Origin of the sequence: Pseudoalteromonas sp. SG45-5, assembly GCF_014164085.1 — a bacterium.
GTDB lineage: Bacteria > Pseudomonadota > Gammaproteobacteria > Enterobacterales > Alteromonadaceae > Pseudoalteromonas > Pseudoalteromonas aliena.
The window spans coordinates 1-25,760 of record NZ_JACJEM010000018.1; the positions used below are offsets into that span (position 1 = coordinate 1).

Sequence of the window (25,760 nt, forward strand, 5' to 3'; positions counted from 1 at the left end):
AGAAAATTACGCTAGAACTAGGCAAAAATTTTTGTATCTAGTTGTTCTAAATAAAAAATTTTTAACGACGTTATAGTGCAATTTAATTCGTTAAATTGATCAAAGATTTATGCAGATTGGTATTAGAGAAAAAAATTTAAATATCACCATGATTCAATACGTTAGTAAATATCTTAACCAGAGCTCAGGTTATTTAATGAAATACGGCTTCAGTCAATTCTTGTAAAGCCCTAGAAAAATAAAAGCCTTGTGCTGCGGCCACACCAAGCTTAGTCAGTGTAAGTAATTCTTTTTGAGTTTCTACACCGACGGCATATACAGGTAAATTTAATAATTTCCCTGCATTTATTATTCTTTTTATTTGTTTTTGGTGCTGAGTTTTCTCATTAATTAGGTGGACTAATTGATACGAGAGCTTTAACCCACAGACTTCTTTGTAATTAATAAGCATCGGGATATTTTTACTGCTATTAACATTATCAAGGATAATATGAGCGCTATCTTTTTTAATGACTCTAAATGAATTAATCACTGCCGCTTTATGAGCAAAGAAATAGTCATCACTTATTTCAAATTGTAACTTACTACTTAACTTTAAATCATCAACACATACAGATAGCCAACCCCAAAACTGAGTACTGAGCCAATTTTCAGGGTGTAAATTAATACTAACCGTCAAGGATGAGCTTTCTGTAACTACCAACTTCAAAATTTTTGCCAAAATACTTTTATCTATCATTAATGCGTCTTTAGCCGTTTTAACCTGCGTTATATATGGCTTAGCATCGAGCAAGCCATGCGTATTATGCCTAACTTTAATAATTGCCTCATGCTGAAGAATGTCACCATCAGTAAGATCAAACAAAGGTTGAAAAGAAAGTACAAACTTATTTGTTTTAATATTTTTAATGATTTGTTTGCTTGTTATGCCTTTTTCTTGGTTATCGCTTAAGGATAATCGATGGCAATGCTGCAATAGGCTAAACTGGGAAAGCGTAAGCGCCGATTTCGCTAACTGATAAACATTTGTTTGATCATCCCCAAAACAATAATCACATGCGCCTACTTTAATATTTTTTCTTACAATCGTTTTTTGATATTGTTGGCATAATAAAAAAATACGTTGATGTAAACGATCTATATACCGATCTAACTCTATAATGGGCACATTGAATAATGTTATAGCAAAGCTTCCATTATCCAATAGTTTGAAAGATGACTCCCGCAACTCAGGAAAGCTTTTAATGATTAAAATTTTAAAACTAGCTTCTTGATCAGTATGTTTATCAAATCTGCAATCACATTTTATAAGTACATATAAACTGTGACATGTTACAACCTCCTTATCTAAAGTTTTCAACTCTCTGCTTTTTAATGGTTTTATTAAACTTTTTATTTTTTTTGCATCAGCCTTACCTGGTTTAGCTATTAAATATTGAAGTGAATTTAACTGTGACGGTTTTAAAGTATCTCGCCATTTATAAAACCAACGAGCAGTCCCTAAAATAATAAGGTTTAGCAATATAAATAGATAACTTTCAACAATCCAACTCGGGTAATGGTATAAGCTTATATTGAGAGTTTTATAAGAAAAAACATCATGCTCTGGCTGTATAAAGCCAGCAGAAGATGGGTCGAGTTTGAGCATAAAACCGCGACTTTGAGCGAGTGCTGTAACGATCTGGGAATCAATAGTGGGGTCTATTTGTAGTTCGTAAATTTGCTTAACAAACTGCTGCCCTAAACGGTGAGCCTTATCATGCAATGCATTATTTAAGGTCAAGTTTAGCGCAATGAGTGACAGTACAAGAAAGAGTAAATAAATCGCCTTGAATTGATTTAAGAACCACAGCCTTACCTGTTGCATAGCTTGCTCACTCGTTAATGTAATAGTTGAAGTGTTGTTCAAAATTTCTATTAACACAAGGCAGCACAACAAGTTTAAATTTTCAAAAAAACAAAAAAGCCGCTATTAAGCGGCTTTAAAATACTTTTTCAACATTTTGTCTTAGGTCAGAATGGGATATCGTCGTCAAAATCAATGGTTGGTTCCATTGGGTTTGATGCACCACCTTGTGGGGCATTTTGTGGTTTAGGAGCGAAACCACCTTGTTGCTGCGGTGCACTATTTTGTTGTGGTGCAAAGCCGCCTTGCGGTTGTTGGTATTGATTATTTTGTTGTGGTGTTGGCGCTGACTGAGGTTGCGCTGCTGGTGCTGTTTGCTGTTGTGGAGCATAACCACCTTGTTGCTGGTTATTTTGGCCTTGATTATTTTGACCGTAACCACCGCTTTGTTGACCACCTTGCGCTTGATTACCTTGGTAACCACCACCTTGTTGTCCACCTTGTGATTGATTACCTTGGTAACCACCACTTTGCTGATCGCCACCACGTGCGCCTAACATTTGCATTTGACCAGTAAAGCCATCTACAACTATTTCTGTAGTGTATTTTTCTTGGCCTTGTTGATCGGTCCACTTACGAGTTTGAAGTTTACCTTCAACATAAATTTGTGAACCTTTACGACAATATTCACCAACAATTTCAGCTAACTTGCCAAAAAATACAACACGGTGCCACTCAGTTTTATCAACCATTTGGCCAGTGTTTTTATCTTTATAGCTATCTGAAGTTGCTAAGGTAATATTTGCTACACCGTTGCCGTTAGGCATATAACGAACTTCAGGATCTTGCCCTAAATTACCAACCAAAATTACTTTGTTCACACCGCGTGCCATGGAACCATCTCCTATAAATGTTAGATTAAACCAGCGACTTTACGTGCTTGGTCTAGGTCAAATTCTTTATCATTAATCTTTAAATAGCTGCGACTTTCATCGCGAACCACAGTTGCTTCTATTACGCCTGGTAAAGCAACTAACTGAGAAGCAAGTGTTTGAGCATGCTCTTCAGAATCTAATTTGGTCATTAAACTAATAACTTTACTTTTGGGTGGGACTTGCATTTTCCACGCAATAATAAGCCATATTAACCCAACAAGTGCCGCTGCCGCAAACACAGCTTGCGTCGTTGTAGTTTGTGCTACATAACCACCTAACATACCGCCTAAAAAGGCGCCTAAAAACTGACTAGATGAGTAGCCCCCCATTGCTGAACCTTTTTGGCTTGCAGGTGCAATACGCGATACAAGTGCAGGCATTGTGGCTTCTAAAAAGTTAAATGCTACAAAATAAAGTAGCATACATACAGCAATACCTACTACGCTATTTACCCACACCGACATTGCTAACATACTTATAGTTAACAAGGCTACTGAGCCAATAAATGCTTGTTTTTCTTTCTCTTTTTTAATAGCCACTATCATTATTGGGACCATTAATAAAAAAGCTAAAAACAACACTGGAATATATAAATACCAGTGATGATCGGCAACCAAGCCATCTTTAATGAGTTGACTCGGCAATACCACAAAGATTGTGGTTAGGGTTAAATGCAATAACAGCACACCTGCATTTAATCGCGCTAACTGAGGGTGTTTAATTAGTTTTTTAATATCACTAAAGCTTGCTAACGTATCGCCTTTGGGTGCTTTATTTACCGCATTTGGCACTAGCATAGTAACAATAAATATACCAAAAACAGCTAAAATAGCAGTCAGCCAAAATACGCCGGCAATGCCCCACGAAGCTGCAACAATTGGCCCCAATAACATAGCAAACGCAAAGCTCATTCCTATGCTCATACCAATGACAGCCATTACTTTTGGTCGTTGCTCATCGCGGCTTAAATCTGAAGCAAACGCGAGTAGCGCACTGGCTATTGCGCCCATACCTTGTAAAGCGCGGCCTACCGTAACCATTTGAATAGAGTCTGCTAATGCAGCCACTACCGATCCAATAGCAAATACAATTAAGCCACCTACAATAACCTTTTTACGACCAATTTTATCGGATAATCGGCCCATAGGTATTTGCAATACGGCTTGCGTTAAACCATACGCACCTATAGCAAAACCAATCCAAATAGGCGAAAAACCTTCAAGCGATTGTCCATAAATAGCCAATACAGGCATCAGCATAAACAAGCCGAGCATTCTAAATGCAAACACACTCGCTAATGATACCGCTGCGCGTTTTTCTCGTGAATTAAGTGAAGATGCGGTCATTATTTACGTGATCTTACTCTATGAAAAATTGAGGTGGGGATTCTACCATAAGCTTGGCAATAATTAATCGCCTATAAGTAAGGATTTTTTCATTGATCAAGGATTAATATTGCTTCGTATTATGCGATACTGAGTAAATAATTTTGGTAATAAACGAGATAGCATGGAAAACATTGAAGTCCGAGGCGCCCGCACGCACAATTTAAAAGACATCAGCCTAACCATCCCACGTGATAAATTAATAGTTATTACTGGCCTATCTGGTTCGGGGAAGTCATCACTTGCATTTGATACACTTTATGCAGAAGGGCAACGCCGGTATGTTGAATCACTCTCTGCGTATGCAAGGCAATTTTTATCGCTTATGGAAAAGCCTGATGTAGATCACATCGAAGGCCTCTCTCCTGCCATTTCTATTGAGCAAAAATCAACGTCTCATAATCCACGCTCAACCGTGGGTACTATTACCGAAATTTACGATTATTTACGACTCATGTTTGCCCGCGTTGGCGAACCACGATGTCCTACGCATGATTTACCACTTGCTGCGCAAACAGTGAGTCAAATGGTCGATAGCGTTTTGGCACTGCCTGAAGGCAGTAAATTAATGCTGCTTGCGCCTATAGTAAAAGAGCGTAAAGGTGAGCATGTTAAGTTATTAGAACAGCTATCAAGCCAAGGTTACATTCGCGCCCGTATAGATGGTGAAGTATGTGACTTGTCTGATCCACCAACCCTTGAGCTTCATAAAAAACATACCATTGAAGTGGTTGTAGACCGTTTTAAAGTAAAAGATGGCTTACAACAACGCCTAGCAGAATCGTTCGAAACCGCACTTGAAATGTCTAATGGCGTTGCACATGTAGCATATATGGATGATAGCAGCGCTGAAGAAATTCTATTTTCAGCAAATTTTGCCTGCCCTACTTGTGGCTATGCAATGACTGAACTAGAACCGCGTTTGTTTTCGTTTAATAACCCTGCTGGTGCGTGCCAAACCTGTGATGGTTTAGGTGTACGCCAATATTTTGATCCTAATCGTGTAGTGCACAATCCTGAGCTCAGCCTTGCTGGCGGTGCAATTAAAGGCTGGGATAAACGCAGCTTTTATTACTATCAAATGCTACAAGCCGTTGCGGATCATTATAGTTTTGATTTAGATGTGCCTTATCAAGATTTAGACAGCGACTCGAAAAAAATTATTTTAGACGGCTCTGGTAGCACTAAAATTGCGTTTAATTACCGTAACGACCGTGGCGATTTAATTACGCGTAACCATGAGTTTGAAGGCGTTTTAAACAACATGAATCGTCGCTACCGCGAGACCGAGTCAAACTCTGTACGCGAAGAACTTGCTAAATACCAAACAAGCCAAGCGTGCCCTAGCTGTTATGGCTCGCGCTTACGCGAAGAATCTCGAAATGTATTTATTGGTCAAACTAACTTACCTGCAATCACATGCATGAGTATTGGTGAAGCCATGAGCTTTTTTGAAGGGTTAACACTCACCGGACAAAAAGGCCAAATAGCTGAAAAAATATTAAAAGAAATTCGCGACCGTTTATCATTTTTGATTAACGTTGGCCTAAATTACTTATCACTTGAGCGCAGTGCCGACACACTATCGGGCGGTGAAGCACAGCGTATCCGCTTAGCGAGCCAAATTGGTGCTGGCCTTGTAGGCGTAATGTACGTACTAGATGAGCCGTCTATTGGATTACACCAACGCGATAACGACCGCTTATTACAAACACTAATCCATTTGCGCGACTTAGGTAACACCGTTATTGTGGTAGAGCACGATGAAGATGCTATTCGTGCCGCTGACCATATTATTGATATTGGTCCAGGTGCGGGTGTTCATGGTGGGCATATTATTGCTCAAGGTACACGCGACGATATTTTAGCAAGCAAAGAGTCTGTTACCGGCCAATTTTTATCAGGCGTACGTAAAATAGAAATACCAAAAGAACGCCACCCAACGAACGAAAAATGGCTAGAGCTATTTGGCGCTACAGGGAACAACCTCAAAAGTGTGGATTTAAAAATTCCATTTGGTTTAATGACCTGTGTTACCGGTGTATCGGGCTCGGGCAAATCAACGCTAATAAACGACACTTTATTTAAACTTGCTCATACAGAGTTAAATGGCGCAACCACTGCCGAAGCTGCACCGTATAAATCAATTAGTGGTTTGGATCATTTTGATAAAGTAATCGATATAGATCAAAGCCCAATTGGTCGTACTCCGCGTTCAAACCCGGCAACCTACACTGGTATATTTACCGGTATTCGCGAGTTATTTGCAGGTACGCAAGAAGCGCGCTCACGTGGCTACAAAGTAGGCCGCTTTAGCTTTAACGTTAAAGGCGGACGCTGTGAAGCGTGCCAAGGCGACGGCTTAATTAAAGTTGAAATGCACTTTTTACCTGATGTATATGTACCGTGTGACGTATGTAAGAGTAAGCGCTATAACCGCGAAACACTCGAAGTACAATACAAAGGTAAAAACATACACCAAGTGCTTGAGATGACTGTTGAAGACGCCCATGATTACTTTGATAAAATACCGGCTATTGCCCGTAAGCTTAAAACGCTTATGGACGTTGGTTTGTCGTATGTCCGTTTAGGTCAAGCCGCTACTACTCTCTCTGGTGGTGAGGCGCAACGTGTAAAATTAGCGCGCGAGCTATCAAAGCGTGATACCGGTAAAACACTCTATATATTGGACGAACCAACAACAGGCTTACACTTTGCTGATATTGAACAGCTGCTTGTTGTGCTTCATCGCTTGCGCGATCACGGCAATACAATTGTGGTTATTGAGCACAATCTTGATGTTATTAAAACAGCAGACTGGGTAATCGATTTAGGACCTGAAGGCGGTGCTGGCGGTGGTGAAATACTCATTGCAGGTACACCAGAAGAAGTAGCCGAATGTGAGCGTTCACATACAGGGCATTATTTAAAACCATTGCTTTAATACTAATTAACCTGAGCTGCGGATAATAAATCTATCCCAAGCAGCCATTTTTAGCGCTAACTACGTTGAATTTACTTGAAGTAGGCCAGGTTAAATCTCTTAAGCAGAGTTCGGATTAATTATAAAAAAGCACCAAGCAGTTAAACTGCTTGGTGCTTTTTTATGCATAACGTTCTACTTATAACTGTATTATATTTTGCTATTTATCCCAACTAATTTGTACTATTTGCATGTCTCTATACTTAGACCCCGTAAACAATATTTCATTGTTTTCGTTCACTTCAAAACCAATAGGTCGAAAGTCTACGTGTGTATCTTGTATGGTTAGATCTTGTAGATTTAGTCTAGCGATTCTAGAAATTGAATCTGAATAATAGAAATAGTCTTTGCTAACTCCATATGCGACTGACTTTTTGGCGTTTTTAGGCATTTCCCAGCGCTGCCTATCAGATAAGCGAATTAACTGATTATCATTAGTTACGTAACCGTTACCTTTACTATCTGAAATGAGTTTACTAGCTTTTATTCCTTCTATCACGCGTGTATCACGCGTTACTAAATTAAATTCTGCCAATATATTTTTTGAACCAAGTTGCTTAATATAAATAATGCTTTCGTTATTTTTAGACCAAATATAGCTTACTATTTTATGCTTGTTAAATTCTTCTAACGGATAAAATTTTTGAGCGTTTACGTCATAAAGTGAAAAGCTTTTATTTTTTATAAACATTATGCGTTGCTTATTGGGAGAGACTCTTAGCCCTCTTAATGCAAAAGTAGATAGGCCATCACCGTAATTAAAAAAGCTAAGTTGCTTTGTAAGACCATGTTGAGAGAGCCACAATTGACTGCTGCCAGAGCGCTCGGATACGAAAACATGCGCTGGCCCTTCCTCATTAATTATTTCAACAATGTTGTACTCGTCTTTATCACTTTTATAGAGTGCCTCATACTCAGGGTTATCACCAAAAGGGTCTGTTGCTTTAATTAGCGAGTATGCTTGTGTTTTATTTTCTGAATAAAAAAGGCTATTAGCAGATTGAACTGCAATATAATAAGGTGAAATTGCTGGGGTAACCGTTAGTGTGCGTTTAATAATATTATTTTTATCAAACACTATGCTTGAAAGCTCAGAGTCTTCAAAAACAATCACACCTTTATCGTCTGCAAGCCAGTCAAACGCGAAGCTAATTATGCTTTTGTTTGCTTTAAATAACCGCTTGGTTTCATGGGTCTCAAAGTTGTAGCTAAATACAGAAAAAGGCTGACCTTTTTGACTAAGTATATACGCTATTTTATTACCTGAAGAAGATAAGCGCGGCATTATTACGCCATACATTACACCTGGTGGTGGAATAACAATAGACTCTTTTTGTAACTCTAAATCAAATTTATATAAACCTGAGCCATCTTGCTCATTTTTATATTCAGTATAATAAATATGTTTACTATTTTCGTCTACTTGTGCATAGCCGGTGTATCTAAGGTCACACTTTTTAATTAAAGTAGCCTCACCAACAATAGGAAACTGGCTTAAGTCAACCAGTACCATTTCACACTTTTGCTGCTTTAAGTTGGTCGCTTGTAACAACACAGAATGCTGATTTAACTGCCACGATAAAATAGATACTTGAAAGCCAGGATAGGTAATTTCAACCTCCCTTTGATCCGATAGTCGCTTTACAAATGCATGCATTACGTCATTTTCAGGTTCAACATTTGTATAAGCTAAATATTGTTTATCAGAAGACAATTCAGGGTGAACCTCGCTGCCTATATTCCATGTACTTGCCACCTTATTAACAGTGATCAGTTTAGTCTTTTCGCTAGAAGTCGCATTAACAAAAAACAACCCAAACCATACTAAAAAGCACAGGCAAATAATGGCTAATAAAGAATAAATTAAAAACTTTTTACTATTCTTTCTTTGCACTGGTTGCGAAATAGTTGCAGTAGCTACCTCTTCATTTTTTACAGAAATACCCAGTGAATCAGGCAGAATGTTTACAGACTCTTCAGAAGCGTTTGCTTGCGTTAAACGCTCTGGTATTACGGTTAGGCTATACCCTTTACGGTAATGCGTTTTTAAAAGCGGCGCTTTTTCAATTGGGTGGGCAAGCTGCTTTCTTAACTCTGAGATTGCTCGGTTAATCGCATTATCGTCAACAAAGCTCTGCTGCCATACACTCTCAATAAGCGTTTGACGGGAAACTATTTGTTGGGGCTTATCAATAAAATGCAGTAAGAGCCTTACTAAAAGTGGATCTAATTCCCTTTCTAAGTTGTTTGAAGTAATCACACATCGATTACTAATAAATTGCCAAGGTCCGATTTGATAATTCATAGTCTTTACGCATTTTTATTTTTGTAAACCGTATCACATCTACATATTTTTTTGTAGAAAAAGCATTTAAACCTTATATTAGCAATATAAGGTTTAAAGCTAACCCACTAAATTAAAACAATTTATTAACCATAAAACCTTATCTATGAATTGCTCATAACTAGATAAGCGACTCAATACAAATTCAGCGATATTATTTAAACCGTCATCAACAAGCAGCTTAGCAAAAGTTATTCGTGATTCTAAATTAGCTGCAATTAAAAATATAAAAGGTTTAATTATGAACAGCACAATGAAAAAAGTACTACCAGCTCTACTATTAGCAACTGCATTTAATACTGCGTCGGTCATTGCCACTGAAGGTGAACACACAATGCAATTAGAACAGTGTGTAATTGGTGAGACTATGCTCAAGAGCAATACAATTACTGAGAGTGCAATCGATGCCAATGTGACCACGGTAAATAACGTTAGCACTGATACACTTTTTTCTAGAATAGAAAATAAAATTTCAGCCGACTTAGACTCATCAATTGACGAGATTAATGCAAGAGTTGATGAAAACATCTCAAAAATAGCGTCATCTATAACAACTTATATGACCTCAGTTTTACTTGATAAGTAGAACTATATTTTTAATTGACTTAATTATAGGAATTATTATGAAGGTATTTACAAAGAATATTTTATCGGCAAGTATTTTACTCAGTAGTTGCTTAATTACGAGCTTTGCGCACGCGCAAAGCTCAGTTTGGCAAGTTAGTAAAGGCGGAGACTCTTTATTTATTGGTGGTACGATACACATTCTACCTAAGTCTGAAATGCCTTTACCTATAGAATTTAATCATGCTTATGAGTTAGCAGATACCATCATATTAGAAACTAAATTACCAAATCCAACTGATACCAAAGCGCAAATGGAAATGCTGAGCGCTTTGTCATACACCAATAATGAAAAGTTAAGTCAAAGATTAAGCCCTGACGTTAAACAACAATTAGAAAGTAAGCTTGCTGAGTTTGGCGCTAACTTAATTAAACTAGATAGTTTTCGCCCTGCAATGATGAGCATCGTTTTAATGTCGATGGAGTTGCAAAAACAAAACTTAGTGGGCGAAGGAGTAGATGCTTATTTTAGTAGAAAGGCAACTGAGGATAGTAAATCACAGCAATATCTAGAAACCATGGACTTTCAACTACAGCTATTTAAAACTATGGGCCAAGATAACGAAAATAAATTTATCAAATACAATTTAGATGAACTGGGTAGTTACGGGAATATGTTTAAAACGCTCGTTTCAGCATGGCGCAGTGGTAATACAAAAATCCTTAATAGTGTTGCTATTGAAAAAATGCAAAAAGATGATCCACATACCTATAAACAGCTCATTACAGATAGAAATAATGATTGGTTACCAAAAGTAGAAGCCATGTTTAATAACGATAAAAATGAGTTTGTACTTGTTGGAGTTGCCCATCTTGCAGGCCAAGATAGCTTACTCACATTGCTTGAAAACAAAGGCTACAGCGTTTCTTTAGTCAGTGTTGATAACACGGTAGATATAACAGTAAAAGGGGCTGAATAATGGATAAAACAGACAAACTAGCGATATCGCTACTGCTTCTATTTGGGTCTATCATGTTGATATGTGCTATATAAAAAATGCCGCTTAATAAAGCGGCATTTTTTGTTTTTAAACTTATATAATTTAACCGCGAGGAATAAAACCAAGCGCATCGTATACCGACTTCAGTGTTTTCTCAGCGCGTACGCTGGCTTTTTCAGCACCCGATTTCATTATGCTATCAAGTAGGTTTTGATCTTCTCTGATCTCTTTAAAGCGTGCTTGAATTGGCTCAATCATGTTTACAACCGCATCTGCTGTATCTTTCTTTAAGTGGCCATACATTTTATCTTCATACTCAGGCACTAAGTCTTCAATTGAGCGCTTAGTTGCAACACTCAATAAAGTAAGCAAGTTTGACACACCAGGCTTTTCTGCGCGATCGAAATAAATGCGCGCTTGCTCATCTGAGTCAGTGACTGCTTTTTTAAGCTTTTTCACAATTTGTTTAGGCTCATCTAATAACATGATATAACCATTTGGGTTTTCGTCAGACTTAGACATCTTTTTAAGTGGATCTTGCAAGCTCATTACGCGTGCACCAAACTCAGGTATGTACGGCTCTGGTAATTTAAATACGTCACCGTATAAATTATTGAAGCGTGTCGCTATATCGCGAGTCAGCTCTAAATGCTGCTTTTGATCATCCCCTACAGGTACTTGATCAGCTTGGTATAATAAAATATCCGCAGCTTGCAATACTGGGTATGAAAATAAGCCCACGTTTACATTATTTGCATGCTTAGATGACTTATCTTTAAACTGAGTCATTCGATTAAGCTCGCCCATCTGCGCGTAACAATTTAATACCCACGCTAACTGTGCGTGCTCAGGTACTTGCGATTGTACAAATAACGCAGATTTTTCAGGATCAATGCCACATGCCGCGTAAAGAGCAATACCATCTAACACACGAGAGCGCAGTAATTCAGGCTCTTGTCGAACCGTAATAGCGTGTAAGTCTACTAACATAAAGAAACTTTCGTGGTCTTCCTGTAACTTTAGCCACTGGTTAATAGCGCCAACATAGTTGCCTATTGTCATACCACCGGTTGGCTGAATGCCGCTTAAAACTACTGGTTTACTCATGATTTTCCTTTATTTTGCTTAATGAATAATATTTAACGCTGCGTTAGAACAGGTATTATATCTAAGAAGTTATCGCATAGGTACTGCGGATTATAATCCTCAAGATTTTCGCCTTGATTATAGCCATAACTAAGTGCAATTACCTCTATATTAGCGGCTTTAGCGGCGAGTATATCGCTTTTTGAATCGCCTATCATTATAGCTTTATTGGGTTCAACATTTAGCTTTTTGCAAGCAAAAAGCAATGGTTCCGGCGATGGTTTTTTTGCCACATCATCACCGCAAATAATCACATCAAAGTGGCTTGTTAGCGCTAGTTTATCAAGTAGTTTTTCTGTAAATATACGGGCTTTATTTGTAATTAACGCTTTTGGCATACCACGAAGTGCCGCAAGGCCTGTTTCTACATGTTGGTACAATAAGCTGTATTCACCAACTTGCTGCTCATAGTGCATATAAAACTGCGTTATTGCTTTGCTACTAAGTGCTTCATCTAAATGTTCGCTAACTTGCATATCACCGCTTAAAGCGCGTTTTACTAGTACTTCAATACCATTGCCTACCCAGCTTTCAACTAAGCGCTGACTAACAATAGGAAAAGCGAGTTCACTCAAGGTAAGATTAAGGGCGATGTATAAATCGTAAACGCTATCAACCAAGGTTCCATCTAAATCAAATAAAGCGACATCGTACTTCATTATTTAACACTTCCGAGCTGCTCACGCATTTGATCTATCACTTCTTTGTAATCTGGTTGATTAAAAATAGCAGAACCCGCAACAAACATATCCGCACCCGCAGCTGCTGCAGCTGCAATGTTATCAACTTTAATGCCACCATCCACTTCTAAACGAATTTCACGACCTGATTCAACAATTCGTTGTTTAGTTTGGCGTAGTTTTTCAAGCGTGTGAGGTATAAAACTTTGCCCACCAAACCCAGGGTTTACTGACATAAGTAAAATGACATCGAGTTTATCAATAACATGATCTAAGTAACTTAAGCTGGTTGCAGGGTTAAACACTAAGCCCGCTTTACAACCATGATCTTTTATTAGCTGGATGGTACGATCAACATGCTCACTCGCTTCTGGATGAAACGTAATAATTGAGGCACCCGCCTGTGCAAACTGGGGAATAAGGCTATCGACTGGTTTCACCATTAAATGTACGTCGATGGGTGCTGTAATACCGTAATCTCTAAGTGCTTTACATACCATAGGGCCAATAGTTAGATTAGGTACATAATGATTATCCATTACATCAAAGTGCACCACATCGGCACCGGCTGCCAAGACTTTGTCGACATCTTCACCTAGTTTTGCAAAATCAGCAGAGAGAATTGAAGGGGCTATCAAGTATTTTTGTTCTGGAGTAAACATAGTAAATCCATCAATGAATCATTTATTCCATAATGTAACTTAATTTGTGATGTTACCCAAGTTACTACAATAAAATAGTCGTAGCTTTAAAGTTAATTATTTAAAAGTTAAGTTATTATTTTATATAATTTTTACCTATATTCAGTTAAATTTAAGTTTGTTATTTAATCAATTTTTGTTATGCTTAAAAAAGTAACAAATTATTAGGTTATATTATGCGGGCTTTTAAAATTGGGATATTAATTGCATCGGCAATACTATTTATTGGGGCGTTTAGTTTTGCTTCAGATAACGAGCAAGAACTTAGCTCTGCAAATAGCTGCCAACATCAAAAAACTGTAAATGCATGTATCAAAATAGAAGATGACTCATCTTGGTTTTCTTGGGTTACCGGTGATAGCCGAAGCGCTCAGTTTCATTACCTTGATTTGTTAGAACTACTTACCAGCAACGAAGACTCTAAAAACACCTCATCTTTAAAACCATTGTTTAAATAATGCTGCATTTTTTTAGCGCTATACAGAGTGTGTTAGCAGCATTTTTTGGTGTTCAATCTGAAAATAAGCGCCAAACAGATTTCAAACAACACTCCCTATTTTCAATTGCAATAATCGCTATTATTTTCTTTATTCTATTTGTTATCGCTATTTATGCCGTGGTCGTTCTGGTGCTAAATACATAGCCATCAGCTCATTGACTTTATTACGAGATCCCCCTTTAGGACTAATAGTACGCTTTACTTGAATTTGCTCAAGAGATGCTTGACTGTAAATTTTGCGAGTCCAGACAGTATCGTGGTTCGAAATAAGTACGGGGGTATTATTTTCAAATGCAGCTTGTTCAGCTAAATTAGCCAAATTAGCTTGATCATCTAAATTGAAACCGCCTTTAGCATAAGATGTAAACGACGCTGTTTTGCTTAATGGTACATAGGGTGGATCGCAATATATAACGGCATTTTCGGGCACCAGTTTAAACACATCATCGTAACCTAAACACGTAAAGGTAGCTTGCTGGGCTTTTTCGGCAAAAAAGTACATTTCTTTTTCAGGGAAGTAAGGCTTTTTATATTTTCCAAAAGGTACATTAAAAATACCTTTTAAGTTATATCGACAAAGGCCATTATAACCAAAACGGTTCATGTATAAGAACAGCATTGATCGCTCATAAACATCGCGGCTTTGATTGAACTGCACACGATACTCATAGTAAGCGTCGGGGTGATTATTTAAATCTACGAATAGCTTTTTAGCATCACTAATAAACTCCTCAGGAGAGTCTCTCAGTTCTTTATATAGGTTGATTAAATCAGCATTAATATCATTGAGAATATAATGTTTAAAATTGCTATTTAAAAAAACTGAGCCCGCGCCAACAAAAGGTTCAACCAAAGTATCAGCATGCTTAGTTGCTTGCTTTAATCGCGCGTTAATATCATCAACTAGACTGTATTTTCCGCCAGCCCATTTAAGGAAGGCTCTACTCTTTTGCTGCATTGGGCTCTTTACTTCAATTCGGTGTTGCGAGATTTTACACTAAAGTCGTTTAATTTACTGATCTAGTAGTGCAATTTCTTGTTTTATTTTATTAATTCTCTTATAGAAAGGTTTATTCTTTAAAATACCTATTGGCAAATTTTTCATCGCTAAGGTCGCATCGCTTAAGTTTTCGAAACTGCCGTATGTTATTACCCACCAAACTTTATTATTTCTTTTTGTTTGATAAATATGCACCGTATTCTGTAGCTTATATTGAGCAATAAATTGATCACTCACTTGCTGCTGCGTAACTGCTAATAACTGAATAACAATATTAGCTTCTGGTTGCTTGAGGTACCATTGTTTTTCTCTTTCGGGCTGACTAGTCTTATTAGCTATTTCTTTGCTGACTTTTGCTGGCTGTTCAATAACAGGAGTCGATTCTCTATCATTGCTAGCGACAACATCAACGTTCTCTTTAGGCTTTGTGAGGCTTTGCATTATTGCCGGCACATCATTATGAAGTGGCTTGCGCTCAGCAATGCTTGGTTCAGCTATTACTTCGCCAGCACTGAGGGTAGAGCTATTAGGTGTAGAGAAAGCGCTTTTTAAATTATCTTTTTCTAGCGACGATTCGGTAATCCGCTTTACAGAAATTGCTGTGGTACTAACCTCAACCTGCTCTTGCTGATAGTACTGTTGCCACCATTGAGTCATGTCTGATTTATATAAAAAACCTATAATTAAGAACATGATGATCAACATCAAAATAAGCAAATGCAAACGCCAAGATACCTTGTCTTTTACAACAACATTGGCAACGTGTTCATTAGCTTGCCATGCAAGTAATAAACTTGGATTTCCGTGTGCCTCAGTTAAAAATGCTTGGAATACGGGATCCTCATCATAAGGAAGGTCCTTAAAATACCATCCCATTAATTGCTTACTCTCACTCAGCGTCAGCGGCTCTAAATAAATTTCTACCGCATTATTCAAAGGTAACTTTGATGATGATGCAAGCATGATGTACAAAGTACTCGGGCTATTTTTTGCAAGTAATTCTAATTCAGACAAAAATTCTTCAGATAAATTTCGGCCGCCATCGAGCACCCATAAACAGGGACCACAAGATTGCTGTTGTGATAGCTGGAAAAAATTTTCAGACAAAGTTAAGTTATGATCAACTAAAGGGGTCTTAAAACTTTGCTCTAACAAACTACTCATTAATTGAGTGTCAGTCATTTTTGCACTTGTCTGCACAAAAACTTTATTAAACTCGGTATATTTATCAGTAATGAAAGTTTCGAGCATATAGCTTTTACCGAGCCCTGAAGTGCCCAATAAAACAATGAGGTTTTGCCCGTATTCAAATTGCAGTGCGATTCTATCCACCAAAGCAGCACGGCTTGGTAAAATTTGTAGCTGCATTTATTGCTCGATTAAGTCTCGAACTTGGTCGTCAGATACATCATCAACTAATGCACATTGGCCAAATTGGGTGGGTAAAATAAAACGAATCGTTCCTTTTTTATTCTTTTTATCTTTACGCATGTGCGTTAGAAATTGCTCGCTTGTCATTTTTGTAGGTATTTTGGTTGGTAAGTTATACTGTGCAATCACATCAATAATACGTGTTACTTCGTCCGCACTTAAATCTTCACGCGCATTCGCCAGCTTAGCCGCAAGTACCATCCCAGTAGCAACAGCTTCTCCGTGTAACCAAACACCGTACCCCATTTGCGCTTCAATCGCATGAGCAAATGTGTGGCCTAAGTTGAGTAGTGCTCGTAAACCATGTTCTTTTTCATCTTGAGCAACAATTAATGCTTTAATTTCACAACACCTAAAAATAATATGTTGCAAACAAACTTCATCTAATTGCTGTAAATCTGTCACATGTTGCTCTAAATAACTAAATAGATCGGTGTCGTAAATCAAACCATATTTAATTACTTCAGCCATACCAGCAGCAAACTCTCTGGCAGGTAACGTATGTAGTGATTGTGTATCGATAAAAACAGCTTGTGGCTGATAAAACGCCCCTATCATATTTTTACCTAGAGGATGATTTACAGCGGTTTTACCACCTACTGATGAATCAACCTGCGATAATAACGTTGTGGGTATTTGAATAAACGGCACACCACGCTGATAACATGCAGCGACAAAGCCCGTTAAATCACCAACAACACCACCGCCCAATGCAATTAAGCACGTATCTCGGCCGCAATTGTTTTGAAGTAAAAAGGCAGATATTTTTTCAAACCATTCTAATGATTTATACTGTTCGCCATCAGGAATGATAAAAGAAAGTGGATTTAGTTCGGCTAATGAATCAAGTAGCTTTTGTAAATATAAAGGCGCTATTGTGTCATTAGTAATGATGATAGGCCGACAATCACCAATGTGGTGGACTAGGCGGCCATTATCTTGAAGTGCAGATTTACCAATGTATATAGGGTAACTTCGCTCGTCCAAATTAACAGTTAATTCAAGCATGCTCCGTTATTCCTTTATTATTAGTTTTTAAAAATCTAGTTTCTCGATGATTTGGTTAGCAACAACTTTAGCGCTTTGCTCATCAGTGCGTACAACAAAATCTGCCACTTCTTTATATAACGGTTCGCGTTCTTCTGCTAAGCGCTCTAATACATCACGAGGTGCTTCTTCTGTTTGCAGTAACGGGCGACGCTTGTCGCGTTGTGTGCGTGCAACTTGTTTTTCAATCGGTGTCTCTAGGTATACAACGATACCTCGAGCCGAAAGCTTGTTTCGAACTTCTTTACTCATTACTGAACCACCACCGGTAGCAAGTACAATACCTTGCATTTCCGTTAAGTCGCCAATAACAGATTCTTCACGAAGTCTAAAGCCTTCTTCACCCTCAAGATCAAACACCCATGCAATATCTGCACCTGTTCGGCGTTCAATTTCTTGATCAGAATCAACAAATTCAAGGTGTAATTGATCGGCAATGTGACGACCAATTGTGCTTTTTCCAGCCCCCATGGGGCCAATTAGAAATATATTACGTTTCTCAGCCATATCTTTTAGTACAAACGAACTCTAAAATTTGAAATAAAACCCCGCCTAACGACCTGGCCCCAAAATTAAGGAGGGGATTATCTCAGTAATTGCAGGGGTATTTCAAGTCAATTAGCATAAAAAGCTATATAACGAGCAATTAATCTAAATAATTACCCGTTGGTTAACAAAAAACTATCTTATTTTAATCAATTTGTATTTTTGGAGTCACGAAAATCAGTAATTCACGCTTTTCGTTAAACTCACTGGTACTCTTAAACAACCTTCCTAAGTATGGAATATCGCCTAAAATTGGTACTTTTTTAGTCGAATTTATAATTTGTTGCTGAAAAATTCCACCAAGTACGACTGTTTGGCCATTTTCAACAAGCACTTGTGTTTCTATTTGTTGAGTATCAATAGCAACAGCTGGGCCAGTTCCAGTTTGAACTGTATCCCCTCGTGTATCTTGAGTGATAATTAAATCTAAAATGACTTTATTGTCAGGTGTAATATGTGGTGTTACTTGCAAACTTAGCACTGCTTTTTTAAAGCTAACCGTTGTCGCACCACTTGAAGCCGATTCAACGTAAGGGATTTCAGTCCCCTGCTCTATACGTGCTTGTTGTTGATTTGCTGTAGTGATACGAGGGCTCGCGATAATTTCGCCTTTATTTTCTTCCTCAAGTGCAGTTAACTCTAAATCAATCAATGTCCCATTGGCAAGCTTCGCAATATGCATGCCTATACTTGCTGACGCATTTGCAACGGGTAAATTTACATTTAATCTATCTGATATAGCAGGGATAACACCATTAGAAATTGTATTAGCCCCTTCCAATGTGCCCGATATACCATCACTACCTTGCTGATCGCTAAAACCCCAACGCACACCTAAGTCTTCTGTTACGTTATCGCGCACTGTGACCATACGGGCTTCTATTACAACTTGCTTAACTGCTATATCGAGGGTTTCGACCATGCGGCGCACACTTTCAATGCTTTTTGCGGTGTCCTTTATCAATAATGTATTCGTGCGCTTATCAACAGAAACACTCCCCCGCTGAGTGATGATGCTATTAGTATCTGTTTTTAGTAGATCGGCAAACTCCTCAGCTTTAGCATAATTTAGACGAATATACTCGCTATATAACGGCTCTAAATTTTCAACATCTTGCTTTGCCTTTAAATCTTTTGCCTCTCGCGCTGCCAGTTCCTCTGAAGGAGCAACCATCAATATAGAGCCATCCATGCGCTTATCAAGCCCTTTGATACGAAGCACTACATCAAGCGCCTGATCCCATGGCACACCATCCAATCGTAGCGTAATATTGCCTGTCACTGAGTCACTGGTAACTAAATTAAAGTTATTGTAACCGGCTATAATTTGTAACACCGCCCGAACAGAAATATCTTGAAAATTTAAGGTCATTGGGCGACCTTGATACTCATTACCACCATCTAAATAAGCATTTTGAGCATCGTCTTTTTCTACTGTTAATGTAAAAATATTATCTATTTGTTGATAAGTGAAAGTGAATGCTGCATTTGGCTTAATAACTATTTGGGTTAGACCCTCTTTTTTAAATGTTTCTATTTTACTAACAATCGTTCCAAAATCGAGTACGTCTAGCTCATACAGTAAATCATCTAAAATATCAGTATGGTGAAAGTCAGCAATGATTTTACCGCCGCTTTCATGTACCTCTATTGCTGCTTGAGTATCTTGTAAAAAAACAAGCACCTTCGCTTCACCTTTTTCGCCTCGACGAAAATCGATTGATTGAACGCGGTTAATATAATTACCCGCTATTTCCTGAGAGTGAGTATTTTCATCTTCAACCATATGTTCTGTTAATGGATTATCAGAGACACGTAAAGAAACAAGATTGTTATGGATTTGTGTTTCATAAATTTTTAGACGCTCAAGATTGACGATAACTTTTAAACCACTGCTTGTTAGTGCACTGGTAACATTCTTGATCCCCGCTTGATTAACCGGTACATTTTCTAATCCCTCTTCCAATTGAGCAGCACTGAATAACATTTCTATACGTGCCGGATTATTAAAAACTTGTATTTTAGGCTCTTGAATTAATTCTTCGTCAAACACTAGTTGTAACTCAGTTTCACCTTTAAGTAGTGGGTTATAACGAACATCATAAAGTAACGGTGTTGCGATAGCAGAGTTAGCTGTCAACACACTCACGATAACAAATAGAATTATCGAGATGCGGTTAAGCCAAGGAACATCCTTATGCATGCTGTTTTTACCTTTTTTCTTATTAATTTGCGCCATCAATTGCCGCCTCTAACATTTCCAATTTCGTCAGGCGCTCTTTCCAACAACCAGACCCATCAGGGATTAATTCTACAAGCTCTATATAGTCATTCGTTACTAATCTTACCTTTCCATCATAACTGCCTAAATGGTTACCAACGGTTACCCGGTGCAAAGTGGCGTCGGCGGCAGTAATAAGTGCCCATACTTGTTCAGCTGATCCGATTGTGCCTTTCATTGCCAAATTATCCAACGGGTATTTTTCCAGTACTTCGCGTGTACGCTCTGGATCTGGATGCAAACAGTTTTTAATTTGTGTGAGCTTATTTTGAATAATCTCTGGTTGCGGTGCTACAAAAGGGCTTCGCAATTGTTTTGCGTTATATTCAAAATGTTCAAATTTTAATAACTCAGGAATTGAGTCAACTTTAGGCGTTGTACTCGCTTTAACTTGGTCAATAAATTCTTTTTGCTCAGATATATCATCGTTACAACCGCATAGCACAAGGACCAGTGCTGAGGTTAAAAACAAGCGCTTCATTTTTTTAGCCCTTCTTCATAACGATATGTTTTTGCCACTACGCTAAATGTTAGCTGTTTTTCACCTGATGATGAAATAGAAAAGTCGTGCAAACTAACAATACGGGGCAATTGCGCTACTTTACCAACAAATTCACCAAACTCATGATAGGTTCCTACCACCTCGATTTTTATTGGTAACTCAGTATAGAATTCTTTTTCAACTTCAGGTAACCATCCTATTTTTAAGAATGTTAAGCCACTAGTTGTTCCTACATACGACAAATCATCTAATAAACCAGGGGTTTCATTTGAAGTAGGTAAGCGCTTTAACAACTTAGAAAATTTATCTTCCATTTCAAGCATTTGTTGACGATAAATATCAAGTTTACTGCCCACTGCATACTTTGTACGATAAGTCGTTCGTAACTCAACTTCTTTTGCAACAGCATTGTGATAACTATTAATTTCATCAGAAACCAATAAACTATAGCTAAAAAATAACACTAGGCTCGCAACAAATGTGCAGCAAATGGCCTTAACTGCGATAGGCCATTCACTAATGTTATCAAGCTCTATTTCATTCCAATCAATATCATTAAGTGCTTTAAAATCAAGGTTCATCGTTAACTTCACCAATTTTATTGAATGGTTTTACATAAAATTCCATATTAAAGTCACTCAGTAGGCTCGATGATTTATTACCAGCAACAATACCTTGCATTGATGGTCGCTCTAATAGGTAGGAGCTTTGTACTTGGCGAAGCATGGTCGACAAACGATTATTAGATTCGCTACGCCCTAAAACATGAATTTGGTTACCTCTGCGCTCTAGCTTTGTAAAGTAAACGCCTGCAGGAACAATTTTTGCCACCTCATCCATGATTTGAGTCCCTAAATTGCGACTACTTTGTAGCTCTTCTATTAAACGCATTCTTTGTTGTAAGTTCTCTTTTTTCTTATCTAAATCTCTAATATCAGTAATTCTTTTATCCAGTTTGTTAATCTCTGCACTAAGATAACTATTCTTTAAATTTTGCCCATCTTTTAAAGCTCCATAAAATGAACTCAACAAATACATGCTCGCAAAACATACAATGACAATGGCAATTAAAATAGTGACAAATTTCTTCTTTGATTCTTGGCGCTGTTCCTCACGCCAAGGCAATAAATTTATATGTGGCACGATGAAAACCCTCTCAATGCCAATCCTGTAGCAATTGCAAATTGCGTTTTATGTCGCTGCATTACATTACGATCAACCTTAGGAGATATTTCCATATTATCAAAAGGTTCAACAACCACAGAGTGAATACCCAGCTCTTCAATTAACAGACGATCGACTCCCTTAATCATGGCAGTACCTCCTGTTAAAACAATATAATCAACTTGATCTTTACCGCTAGTTGTTAAAAACATTTGCACGGCTCTGCGTACTTGTTGAAGTAACGATGTCTGAAATGGCGCAAGTACTTCGAAAGTATAATTTGGAGGCAAATCGCCCGTTGTTTTGCCAATTTCAGCTTCATCAAAACCTTTATTATAATAGGCAACAATGCTGTTTGTGTATTGATCGCCGCCAAACATTTGATCTCGGGTGTATATGGTCTCTCCTGCTTGTACAATACTTACAAGCATAAGCACCGCACCAATATCAACAACAGCTACGCATTTATTAAATGCATCACTAGGTAATTGCTGATAATAAACATCCATTGAGCGACTAAGCGCGTAACTTTCTACGTCTACAACCTTCGCTTCTAAATTTGCAACCTCAAGCGCACCAACACGGGCTTCCACACTTTCTGTCCGTGCAGCTGAAAGTAATACATTCATCTTACTTGGATCGGCTTCGTTTATTGAGATCTTTTCAAAATCAAGATTTACTTCATCAAGGGGATAAGGAATTAAGCTGTCGGCTTCAATTTCTATTTGCGACTCCAATTCAGCATCGGTTAATGACACATCCATAAAAATCACTTTTGTGATAACAGTTTGGCCTGAAACAGCAACAGCGGCAAATTTTAACGATCTTGGTAGTTTTCTTTTTAGCTTAATAATTACATTGCCAATCGCTTCGATATCTTGAATGGCGCGTTCACTCATTGCACCTTTTGGCATTGGCTCAATGGCAAGCGCCTCTAGCCGAAATCCAGTTTCAATTTCACTTAAAAGTACCGCCTTAATGGAATGCGATCCAATATCAATTCCGACCATCATAGTCGACGGTTTTTGAAATAGTTGACTTAGCATGTTTGCAACTTGACCTTTGTTTTAATAATAAACAAGTTATAATTTTTATCTGAAAAAATATTATTCATTTTTTAATCAATATATACTAGCAGTCTCCATGCATAATTGGGAGTCAATTTAGGGAAATATAAGTGATTTTATTAAAACGAACTTTACAATTTTTTATCATTTGCACGTTACTTGGACTGATCACTTTAATCAGCCTTTATTATTACGTTAAATCGGATATCCCTAGCGTTCAAGTTTTGAAAGACGTGCAACTGCAAACCCCTATGCAAGTCTTCACTAAAGATGGGCTTTTAATAAATCAATTTGGCGAAAAACGACGTATTCCCGTCACTATAAACGAAATACCAACACCTTTAATCAATGCTTTTTTAGCAACAGAAGATAACCGATTTTACAGCCACATTGGTATAGATCCTATCGGAATAGTACGCTCGGCGTTAGTACTTATTTCTACAGGTGAGAAAAAACAAGGTGCTAGTACAATAACAATGCAATTAGCGCGTAACTTTTTCCTTACCCGCGAAAAAGCGTATATCCGTAAAGTTAAAGAAATATTTATTGCGCTACATATAGAAAATATATTAACAAAAGATGAAATCCTTGAACTTTATCTAAACAAAATAGAATTAGGCAATCGTGCATTTGGTATTGGTGCCGCCGCACAAGTATATTACGGGAAAGAATTAAAAGATTTAACACTTGCACAAATGGCAATGATCGCAGGTTTGCCTAAAGCACCGTCAGCACTCAATCCTATTCGTAACCCCACACGTGCAAAGTCTCGTCGTAATGTAGTACTTGGCCGCATGCTGACAGAAAAGTACATAACGCAGTCCGAATATAATGACGCAACAAATCAACCTATAACCGCTTATTTTCATGGGGCAGAAATTGATTTATATGCACCTTATATATCTGAGATGGTACGTGCAGAGATGGTTGCCCGTTACGGAATTGATAAAGCGTATAATTCTGGCTATAAGATTTTTACAACGGTTGAGTCTAATGTACAACAAGCAGCACAAACAGCACTGATCAATAATTTGCACAACTATGATATGCGACATGGCTTTAGAGGCCCTGTAAAGGTGTTGTGGGAGCAAGAAACTCAACCAGCACTTAGCAAATCACAAATTATTAATGAGCTGCAAAACGTACAAGAGCTAGGCTCTCTAAAAATCGCGGTTGTAGTTACTGTTAATGAAAAAACAGCTGATGTTATTCTCAAAAATGGTACGCAAAGCACACTTACTTGGGATAATTTAAAATGGGCGCGTAAATACATTACGCGTTACCGCCAGAGCTTTGCACCAAAAGCGGCGACCGACATCCTAGCACCAGGTATGCAGATATGGCTTCGTAAAAATAATGACGACAGTTATTTGCTAAGCCAAATACCTGAGCCATCAAGTGCGATTGTATCGCTCAATCCTCAAGACGGACGTATTAAAGCAATTGTAGGTGGTTACAGCTTTGAGCAGAGCCAATATAACCGAGCGGTGCAAGCTAAACGCCAAGTGGGTTCAAACATTAAACCTTTTATTTATTCAGCAGCGCTTGAAAAGGGTTACACCCTAGCGTCTATATTAAATGATGCGCCAATCAATCAATGGGATAAAAGCCAAGGTGTTGCATGGCGACCAAAAAATAGCCCGGCTATTTATAATGGACCGATTCGTATTCGCCGCGCTTTAGCACAATCTAAAAACGTTATTTCCGTACGTTTACTACGTGGTGTAGGGCTGCAACGTACCGCCGATCATTTACTAAAGTTTGGCTTTAAAGATGAAGATATAAATCGCAGCGAATCATTAGCACTAGGTAGCGCATCAATTACTCCGCTTGAACTAGCCCGTGGTATGAGCGCATTTGCTAATGGCGGACATCTAATAGAACCTTATTTTATTTCGCAAATTCAAGACCCCTACGGCAATATATTATTTAAAACGAACCCTGTTGTTGTATGCGATGAAGAAATAAATGAAGCAACAACTATCCCTACTAACTTTACAACCCAAAATAATGAGAATAAAACTAACCAAATCGCACAATGTGCGCCACGTATTATTTCTAAGCAAAATGCATTTTTAATTGCTGATGCTATGCACAGTGGTATTTGGGGTGGAGGTAGTTGGGCACAAAAAACAGGCTGGAGCGGTACGGGTTGGCGAGCTCAGTCATTAGATCGCCGCGATCTTTCTGGCAAAACAGGCACGACTAATGACTCCGTTGATACTTGGTTTAGCGGATTTAATAAAAATGTACTGACCTCTGTTTGGGTTGGCTTTGACAACCCTGGAAACACTTTAGGTCGTTCAACATACAATAACAATCTTGATAGCAGTCAAATTTCAGGTGCTGAGTCTGGAGCAAAAACAGCTCAACCTGCATGGATTGAGTTCATGAAAGCCGCTCTTGAGGGCGTACCAGAGGCGCCGATAGAGCCACCAGAAGGTCTTGTTTCGATTCGAATTGATTTAGCGACTGGCTTGTTAAGCCATAAAAATGACTATACCAGCCGGTTTGAATACTTTGATAAAGGTACTGCACCAACGAAATACGTACTTTCGCAGCCAACTGATATTTTTGAAGAAGAGACTAAAACTGAAGAAGAACTATTTTAGGTTACTTTCGCAAATAAACAGGCAGC

Annotated in this window: 22 protein-coding genes; 6 read left to right on the plus strand and 16 right to left on the minus strand. The window is 38.1% G+C overall.

Annotated features, from left to right (window positions below; all coding sequences use genetic code 11):
• Positions 1-193: 193 nt before the first annotated feature.
• From H5119_RS07670 to H5119_RS07680, 3 genes are all read right to left on the minus strand, one after another.
• Entirely contained in the window at positions 194-1,522 is a 1,329-nt protein-coding gene (locus H5119_RS07670) for an EAL domain-containing protein (protein ID WP_259399014.1), read from the minus strand.
• A gap of 491 nt (positions 1,523-2,013) precedes the next feature.
• Positions 2,014-2,739, minus strand: a complete 726-nt coding sequence (ssb, locus tag H5119_RS07675) for a single-stranded DNA-binding protein (protein WP_182701805.1) — start codon at positions 2,737-2,739, stop codon at positions 2,014-2,016.
• Positions 2,740-2,759: 20 nt separating this feature from the next.
• Positions 2,760-4,127: an MFS transporter gene (locus tag H5119_RS07680; protein ID WP_077536176.1), complete on the minus strand. Its 1,368-nt coding sequence runs from the start codon at positions 4,125-4,127 to the stop codon at positions 2,760-2,762.
• A gap of 163 nt (positions 4,128-4,290) precedes the next feature.
• On the opposite strand from H5119_RS07680, the gene uvrA reads away from it, so the two are divergent.
• A complete protein-coding gene (uvrA, locus tag H5119_RS07685; protein WP_182701806.1) occupies positions 4,291-7,110 on the plus strand; it encodes an excinuclease ABC subunit UvrA in 2,820 nt (939 codons plus the stop codon).
• Between the two features lie 199 nt (positions 7,111-7,309).
• Here the strand turns inward: uvrA and H5119_RS07690 are convergent, their stop codons facing one another.
• Entirely contained in the window at positions 7,310-9,454 is a 2,145-nt protein-coding gene (locus H5119_RS07690; RefSeq protein ID WP_182701807.1) for a transcriptional regulator, read from the minus strand.
• A 280-nt stretch (positions 9,455-9,734) separates the two neighbouring features.
• Here H5119_RS07690 and H5119_RS07695 point away from each other — a divergent pair, with 280 nt between their 5' ends.
• Entirely contained in the window at positions 9,735-10,079 is a 345-nt protein-coding gene (locus H5119_RS07695; RefSeq protein WP_182701808.1) for a hypothetical protein, read from the plus strand.
• Positions 10,080-10,116: 37 nt separating this feature from the next.
• The gene (locus H5119_RS07700; protein WP_182701809.1) at positions 10,117-11,037 is read left to right on the plus strand and encodes a TraB/GumN family protein; all 921 of its coding nucleotides are present in this window, start codon (positions 10,117-10,119) and stop codon (positions 11,035-11,037) included.
• 123 nt (positions 11,038-11,160) lie between these two features.
• Here the strand turns inward: H5119_RS07700 and trpS are convergent, their stop codons facing one another.
• From trpS to rpe, 3 genes are read right to left on the minus strand one after another with little or no spacing between them, the layout of a single operon-like run.
• A complete protein-coding gene (gene trpS, locus H5119_RS07705) occupies positions 11,161-12,165 on the minus strand; it encodes a tryptophan--tRNA ligase (RefSeq protein ID WP_077536180.1) in 1,005 nt (334 codons plus the stop codon).
• A 32-nt stretch (positions 12,166-12,197) separates the two neighbouring features.
• On the minus strand, positions 12,198-12,863 hold the full coding sequence (locus H5119_RS07710; protein ID WP_182701810.1) for a phosphoglycolate phosphatase: 666 nt from the start codon (positions 12,861-12,863) through the stop codon (positions 12,198-12,200).
• Complete coding sequence (rpe, locus tag H5119_RS07715; RefSeq protein ID WP_138584634.1) at positions 12,863-13,546, minus strand: ribulose-phosphate 3-epimerase; 684 nt, start codon at positions 13,544-13,546, stop codon at positions 12,863-12,865. The genes H5119_RS07710 and rpe overlap by 1 nt, the downstream gene beginning before the upstream one ends.
• A gap of 215 nt (positions 13,547-13,761) precedes the next feature.
• Here rpe and H5119_RS07720 point away from each other — a divergent pair, with 215 nt between their 5' ends.
• Together H5119_RS07720 and H5119_RS07725 are read left to right on the plus strand one after the other, a co-directional pair.
• The gene (locus H5119_RS07720; RefSeq protein ID WP_077536186.1) at positions 13,762-14,043 is read left to right on the plus strand and encodes a hypothetical protein; all 282 of its coding nucleotides are present in this window, start codon (positions 13,762-13,764) and stop codon (positions 14,041-14,043) included.
• Positions 14,043-14,228 carry a DUF2970 domain-containing protein gene (locus tag H5119_RS07725; protein ID WP_182701811.1) on the plus strand — a complete coding sequence of 62 codons (186 nt, stop codon included), beginning with the start codon at positions 14,043-14,045 and terminating at the stop codon, positions 14,226-14,228. Before H5119_RS07720 ends, H5119_RS07725 begins: the two co-directional genes overlap by 1 nt.
• Here H5119_RS07725 and H5119_RS07730 read toward each other — a convergent pair.
• From H5119_RS07730 to H5119_RS07770, 9 genes are all read right to left on the minus strand, one after another.
• Positions 14,191-15,042, minus strand: a complete 852-nt coding sequence (locus H5119_RS07730; RefSeq protein WP_182701812.1) for a Dam family site-specific DNA-(adenine-N6)-methyltransferase — start codon at positions 15,040-15,042, stop codon at positions 14,191-14,193. The genes H5119_RS07725 and H5119_RS07730 overlap by 38 nt on opposite strands.
• A 54-nt stretch (positions 15,043-15,096) precedes the next feature.
• Positions 15,097-16,452, minus strand: a complete 1,356-nt coding sequence (locus tag H5119_RS07735) for an SPOR domain-containing protein (protein ID WP_182701813.1) — start codon at positions 16,450-16,452, stop codon at positions 15,097-15,099.
• The gene (gene aroB, locus H5119_RS07740; RefSeq protein ID WP_077536194.1) at positions 16,453-17,523 is read right to left on the minus strand and encodes a 3-dehydroquinate synthase; all 1,071 of its coding nucleotides are present in this window, start codon (positions 17,521-17,523) and stop codon (positions 16,453-16,455) included.
• Between the two features lie 27 nt (positions 17,524-17,550).
• A complete protein-coding gene (gene aroK / locus H5119_RS07745; RefSeq protein WP_006793103.1) occupies positions 17,551-18,069 on the minus strand; it encodes a shikimate kinase AroK in 519 nt (172 codons plus the stop codon).
• A gap of 184 nt (positions 18,070-18,253) precedes the next feature.
• Positions 18,254-20,347, minus strand: coding sequence for a type IV pilus secretin PilQ (locus H5119_RS07750; protein WP_182701814.1), 2,094 nt, complete (start codon positions 20,345-20,347; stop codon positions 18,254-18,256).
• The gene (locus tag H5119_RS07755; protein WP_077536198.1) at positions 20,334-20,870 is read right to left on the minus strand and encodes a pilus assembly protein PilP; all 537 of its coding nucleotides are present in this window, start codon (positions 20,868-20,870) and stop codon (positions 20,334-20,336) included. Before H5119_RS07755 ends, H5119_RS07750 begins: the two co-directional genes overlap by 14 nt.
• The gene (locus H5119_RS07760) at positions 20,867-21,472 is read right to left on the minus strand and encodes a type 4a pilus biogenesis protein PilO (RefSeq protein WP_182701815.1); all 606 of its coding nucleotides are present in this window, start codon (positions 21,470-21,472) and stop codon (positions 20,867-20,869) included. The genes H5119_RS07755 and H5119_RS07760 overlap by 4 nt, the downstream gene beginning before the upstream one ends.
• Positions 21,462-22,034, minus strand: coding sequence for a PilN domain-containing protein (locus tag H5119_RS07765; protein ID WP_182701816.1), 573 nt, complete (start codon positions 22,032-22,034; stop codon positions 21,462-21,464). Before H5119_RS07765 ends, H5119_RS07760 begins: the two co-directional genes overlap by 11 nt.
• Positions 22,022-23,101, minus strand: a complete 1,080-nt coding sequence (locus H5119_RS07770; protein WP_182701817.1) for a pilus assembly protein PilM — start codon at positions 23,099-23,101, stop codon at positions 22,022-22,024. Before H5119_RS07770 ends, H5119_RS07765 begins: the two co-directional genes overlap by 13 nt.
• Before the next feature lie 131 nt (positions 23,102-23,232).
• On the opposite strand from H5119_RS07770, the gene H5119_RS07775 reads away from it, so the two are divergent.
• Entirely contained in the window at positions 23,233-25,734 is a 2,502-nt protein-coding gene (locus H5119_RS07775; protein ID WP_182701818.1) for a penicillin-binding protein 1A, read from the plus strand.
• The last annotated feature ends 26 nt before the right edge of the window (positions 25,735-25,760 follow it).

Excerpts from the sequence above, each read along its gene's own strand:
- H5119_RS07755 (WP_077536198.1), bottom strand. The coding sequence starts at position 20,870 with ATGAAGCGCTTGTTTTTAACCTCAGCACTGGTCCTTGTGCTATGCGGT.
- H5119_RS07760 (WP_182701815.1), bottom strand. The coding sequence starts at position 21,472 with ATGAACCTTGATTTTAAAGCACTTAATGATATTGATTGGAATGAAATA.
- trpS (WP_077536180.1), bottom strand. The coding sequence starts at position 12,165 with ATGAGTAAACCAGTAGTTTTAAGCGGCATTCAGCCAACCGGTGGTATG.
- H5119_RS07680 (WP_077536176.1), bottom strand. The coding sequence starts at position 4,127 with ATGACCGCATCTTCACTTAATTCACGAGAAAAACGCGCAGCGGTATCA.
- ssb (WP_182701805.1), bottom strand. The coding sequence starts at position 2,739 with ATGGCACGCGGTGTGAACAAAGTAATTTTGGTTGGTAATTTAGGGCAA.
- aroB (WP_077536194.1), bottom strand. The coding sequence starts at position 17,523 with ATGCTTGAATTAACTGTTAATTTGGACGAGCGAAGTTACCCTATATAC.
- rpe (WP_138584634.1), bottom strand. The coding sequence starts at position 13,546 with ATGTTTACTCCAGAACAAAAATACTTGATAGCCCCTTCAATTCTCTCT.
- H5119_RS07690 (WP_182701807.1), bottom strand. The coding sequence starts at position 9,454 with ATGAATTATCAAATCGGACCTTGGCAATTTATTAGTAATCGATGTGTG.
- H5119_RS07735 (WP_182701813.1), bottom strand. The coding sequence starts at position 16,452 with ATGCAGCTACAAATTTTACCAAGCCGTGCTGCTTTGGTGGATAGAATC.
- H5119_RS07700 (WP_182701809.1), top strand. The coding sequence starts at position 10,117 with ATGAAGGTATTTACAAAGAATATTTTATCGGCAAGTATTTTACTCAGT.
- H5119_RS07725 (WP_182701811.1), top strand. The coding sequence starts at position 14,043 with ATGCTGCATTTTTTTAGCGCTATACAGAGTGTGTTAGCAGCATTTTTT.
- H5119_RS07720 (WP_077536186.1), top strand. The coding sequence starts at position 13,762 with ATGCGGGCTTTTAAAATTGGGATATTAATTGCATCGGCAATACTATTT.
- H5119_RS07730 (WP_182701812.1), bottom strand. The coding sequence starts at position 15,042 with ATGCAGCAAAAGAGTAGAGCCTTCCTTAAATGGGCTGGCGGAAAATAC.
- H5119_RS07750 (WP_182701814.1), bottom strand. The coding sequence starts at position 20,347 with ATGGCGCAAATTAATAAGAAAAAAGGTAAAAACAGCATGCATAAGGAT.
- H5119_RS07695 (WP_182701808.1), top strand. The coding sequence starts at position 9,735 with ATGAACAGCACAATGAAAAAAGTACTACCAGCTCTACTATTAGCAACT.
- uvrA (WP_182701806.1), top strand. The coding sequence starts at position 4,291 with ATGGAAAACATTGAAGTCCGAGGCGCCCGCACGCACAATTTAAAAGAC.
- H5119_RS07770 (WP_182701817.1), bottom strand. The coding sequence starts at position 23,101 with ATGCTAAGTCAACTATTTCAAAAACCGTCGACTATGATGGTCGGAATT.
- H5119_RS07710 (WP_182701810.1), bottom strand. The coding sequence starts at position 12,863 with ATGAAGTACGATGTCGCTTTATTTGATTTAGATGGAACCTTGGTTGAT.
- aroK (WP_006793103.1), bottom strand. The coding sequence starts at position 18,069 with ATGGCTGAGAAACGTAATATATTTCTAATTGGCCCCATGGGGGCTGGA.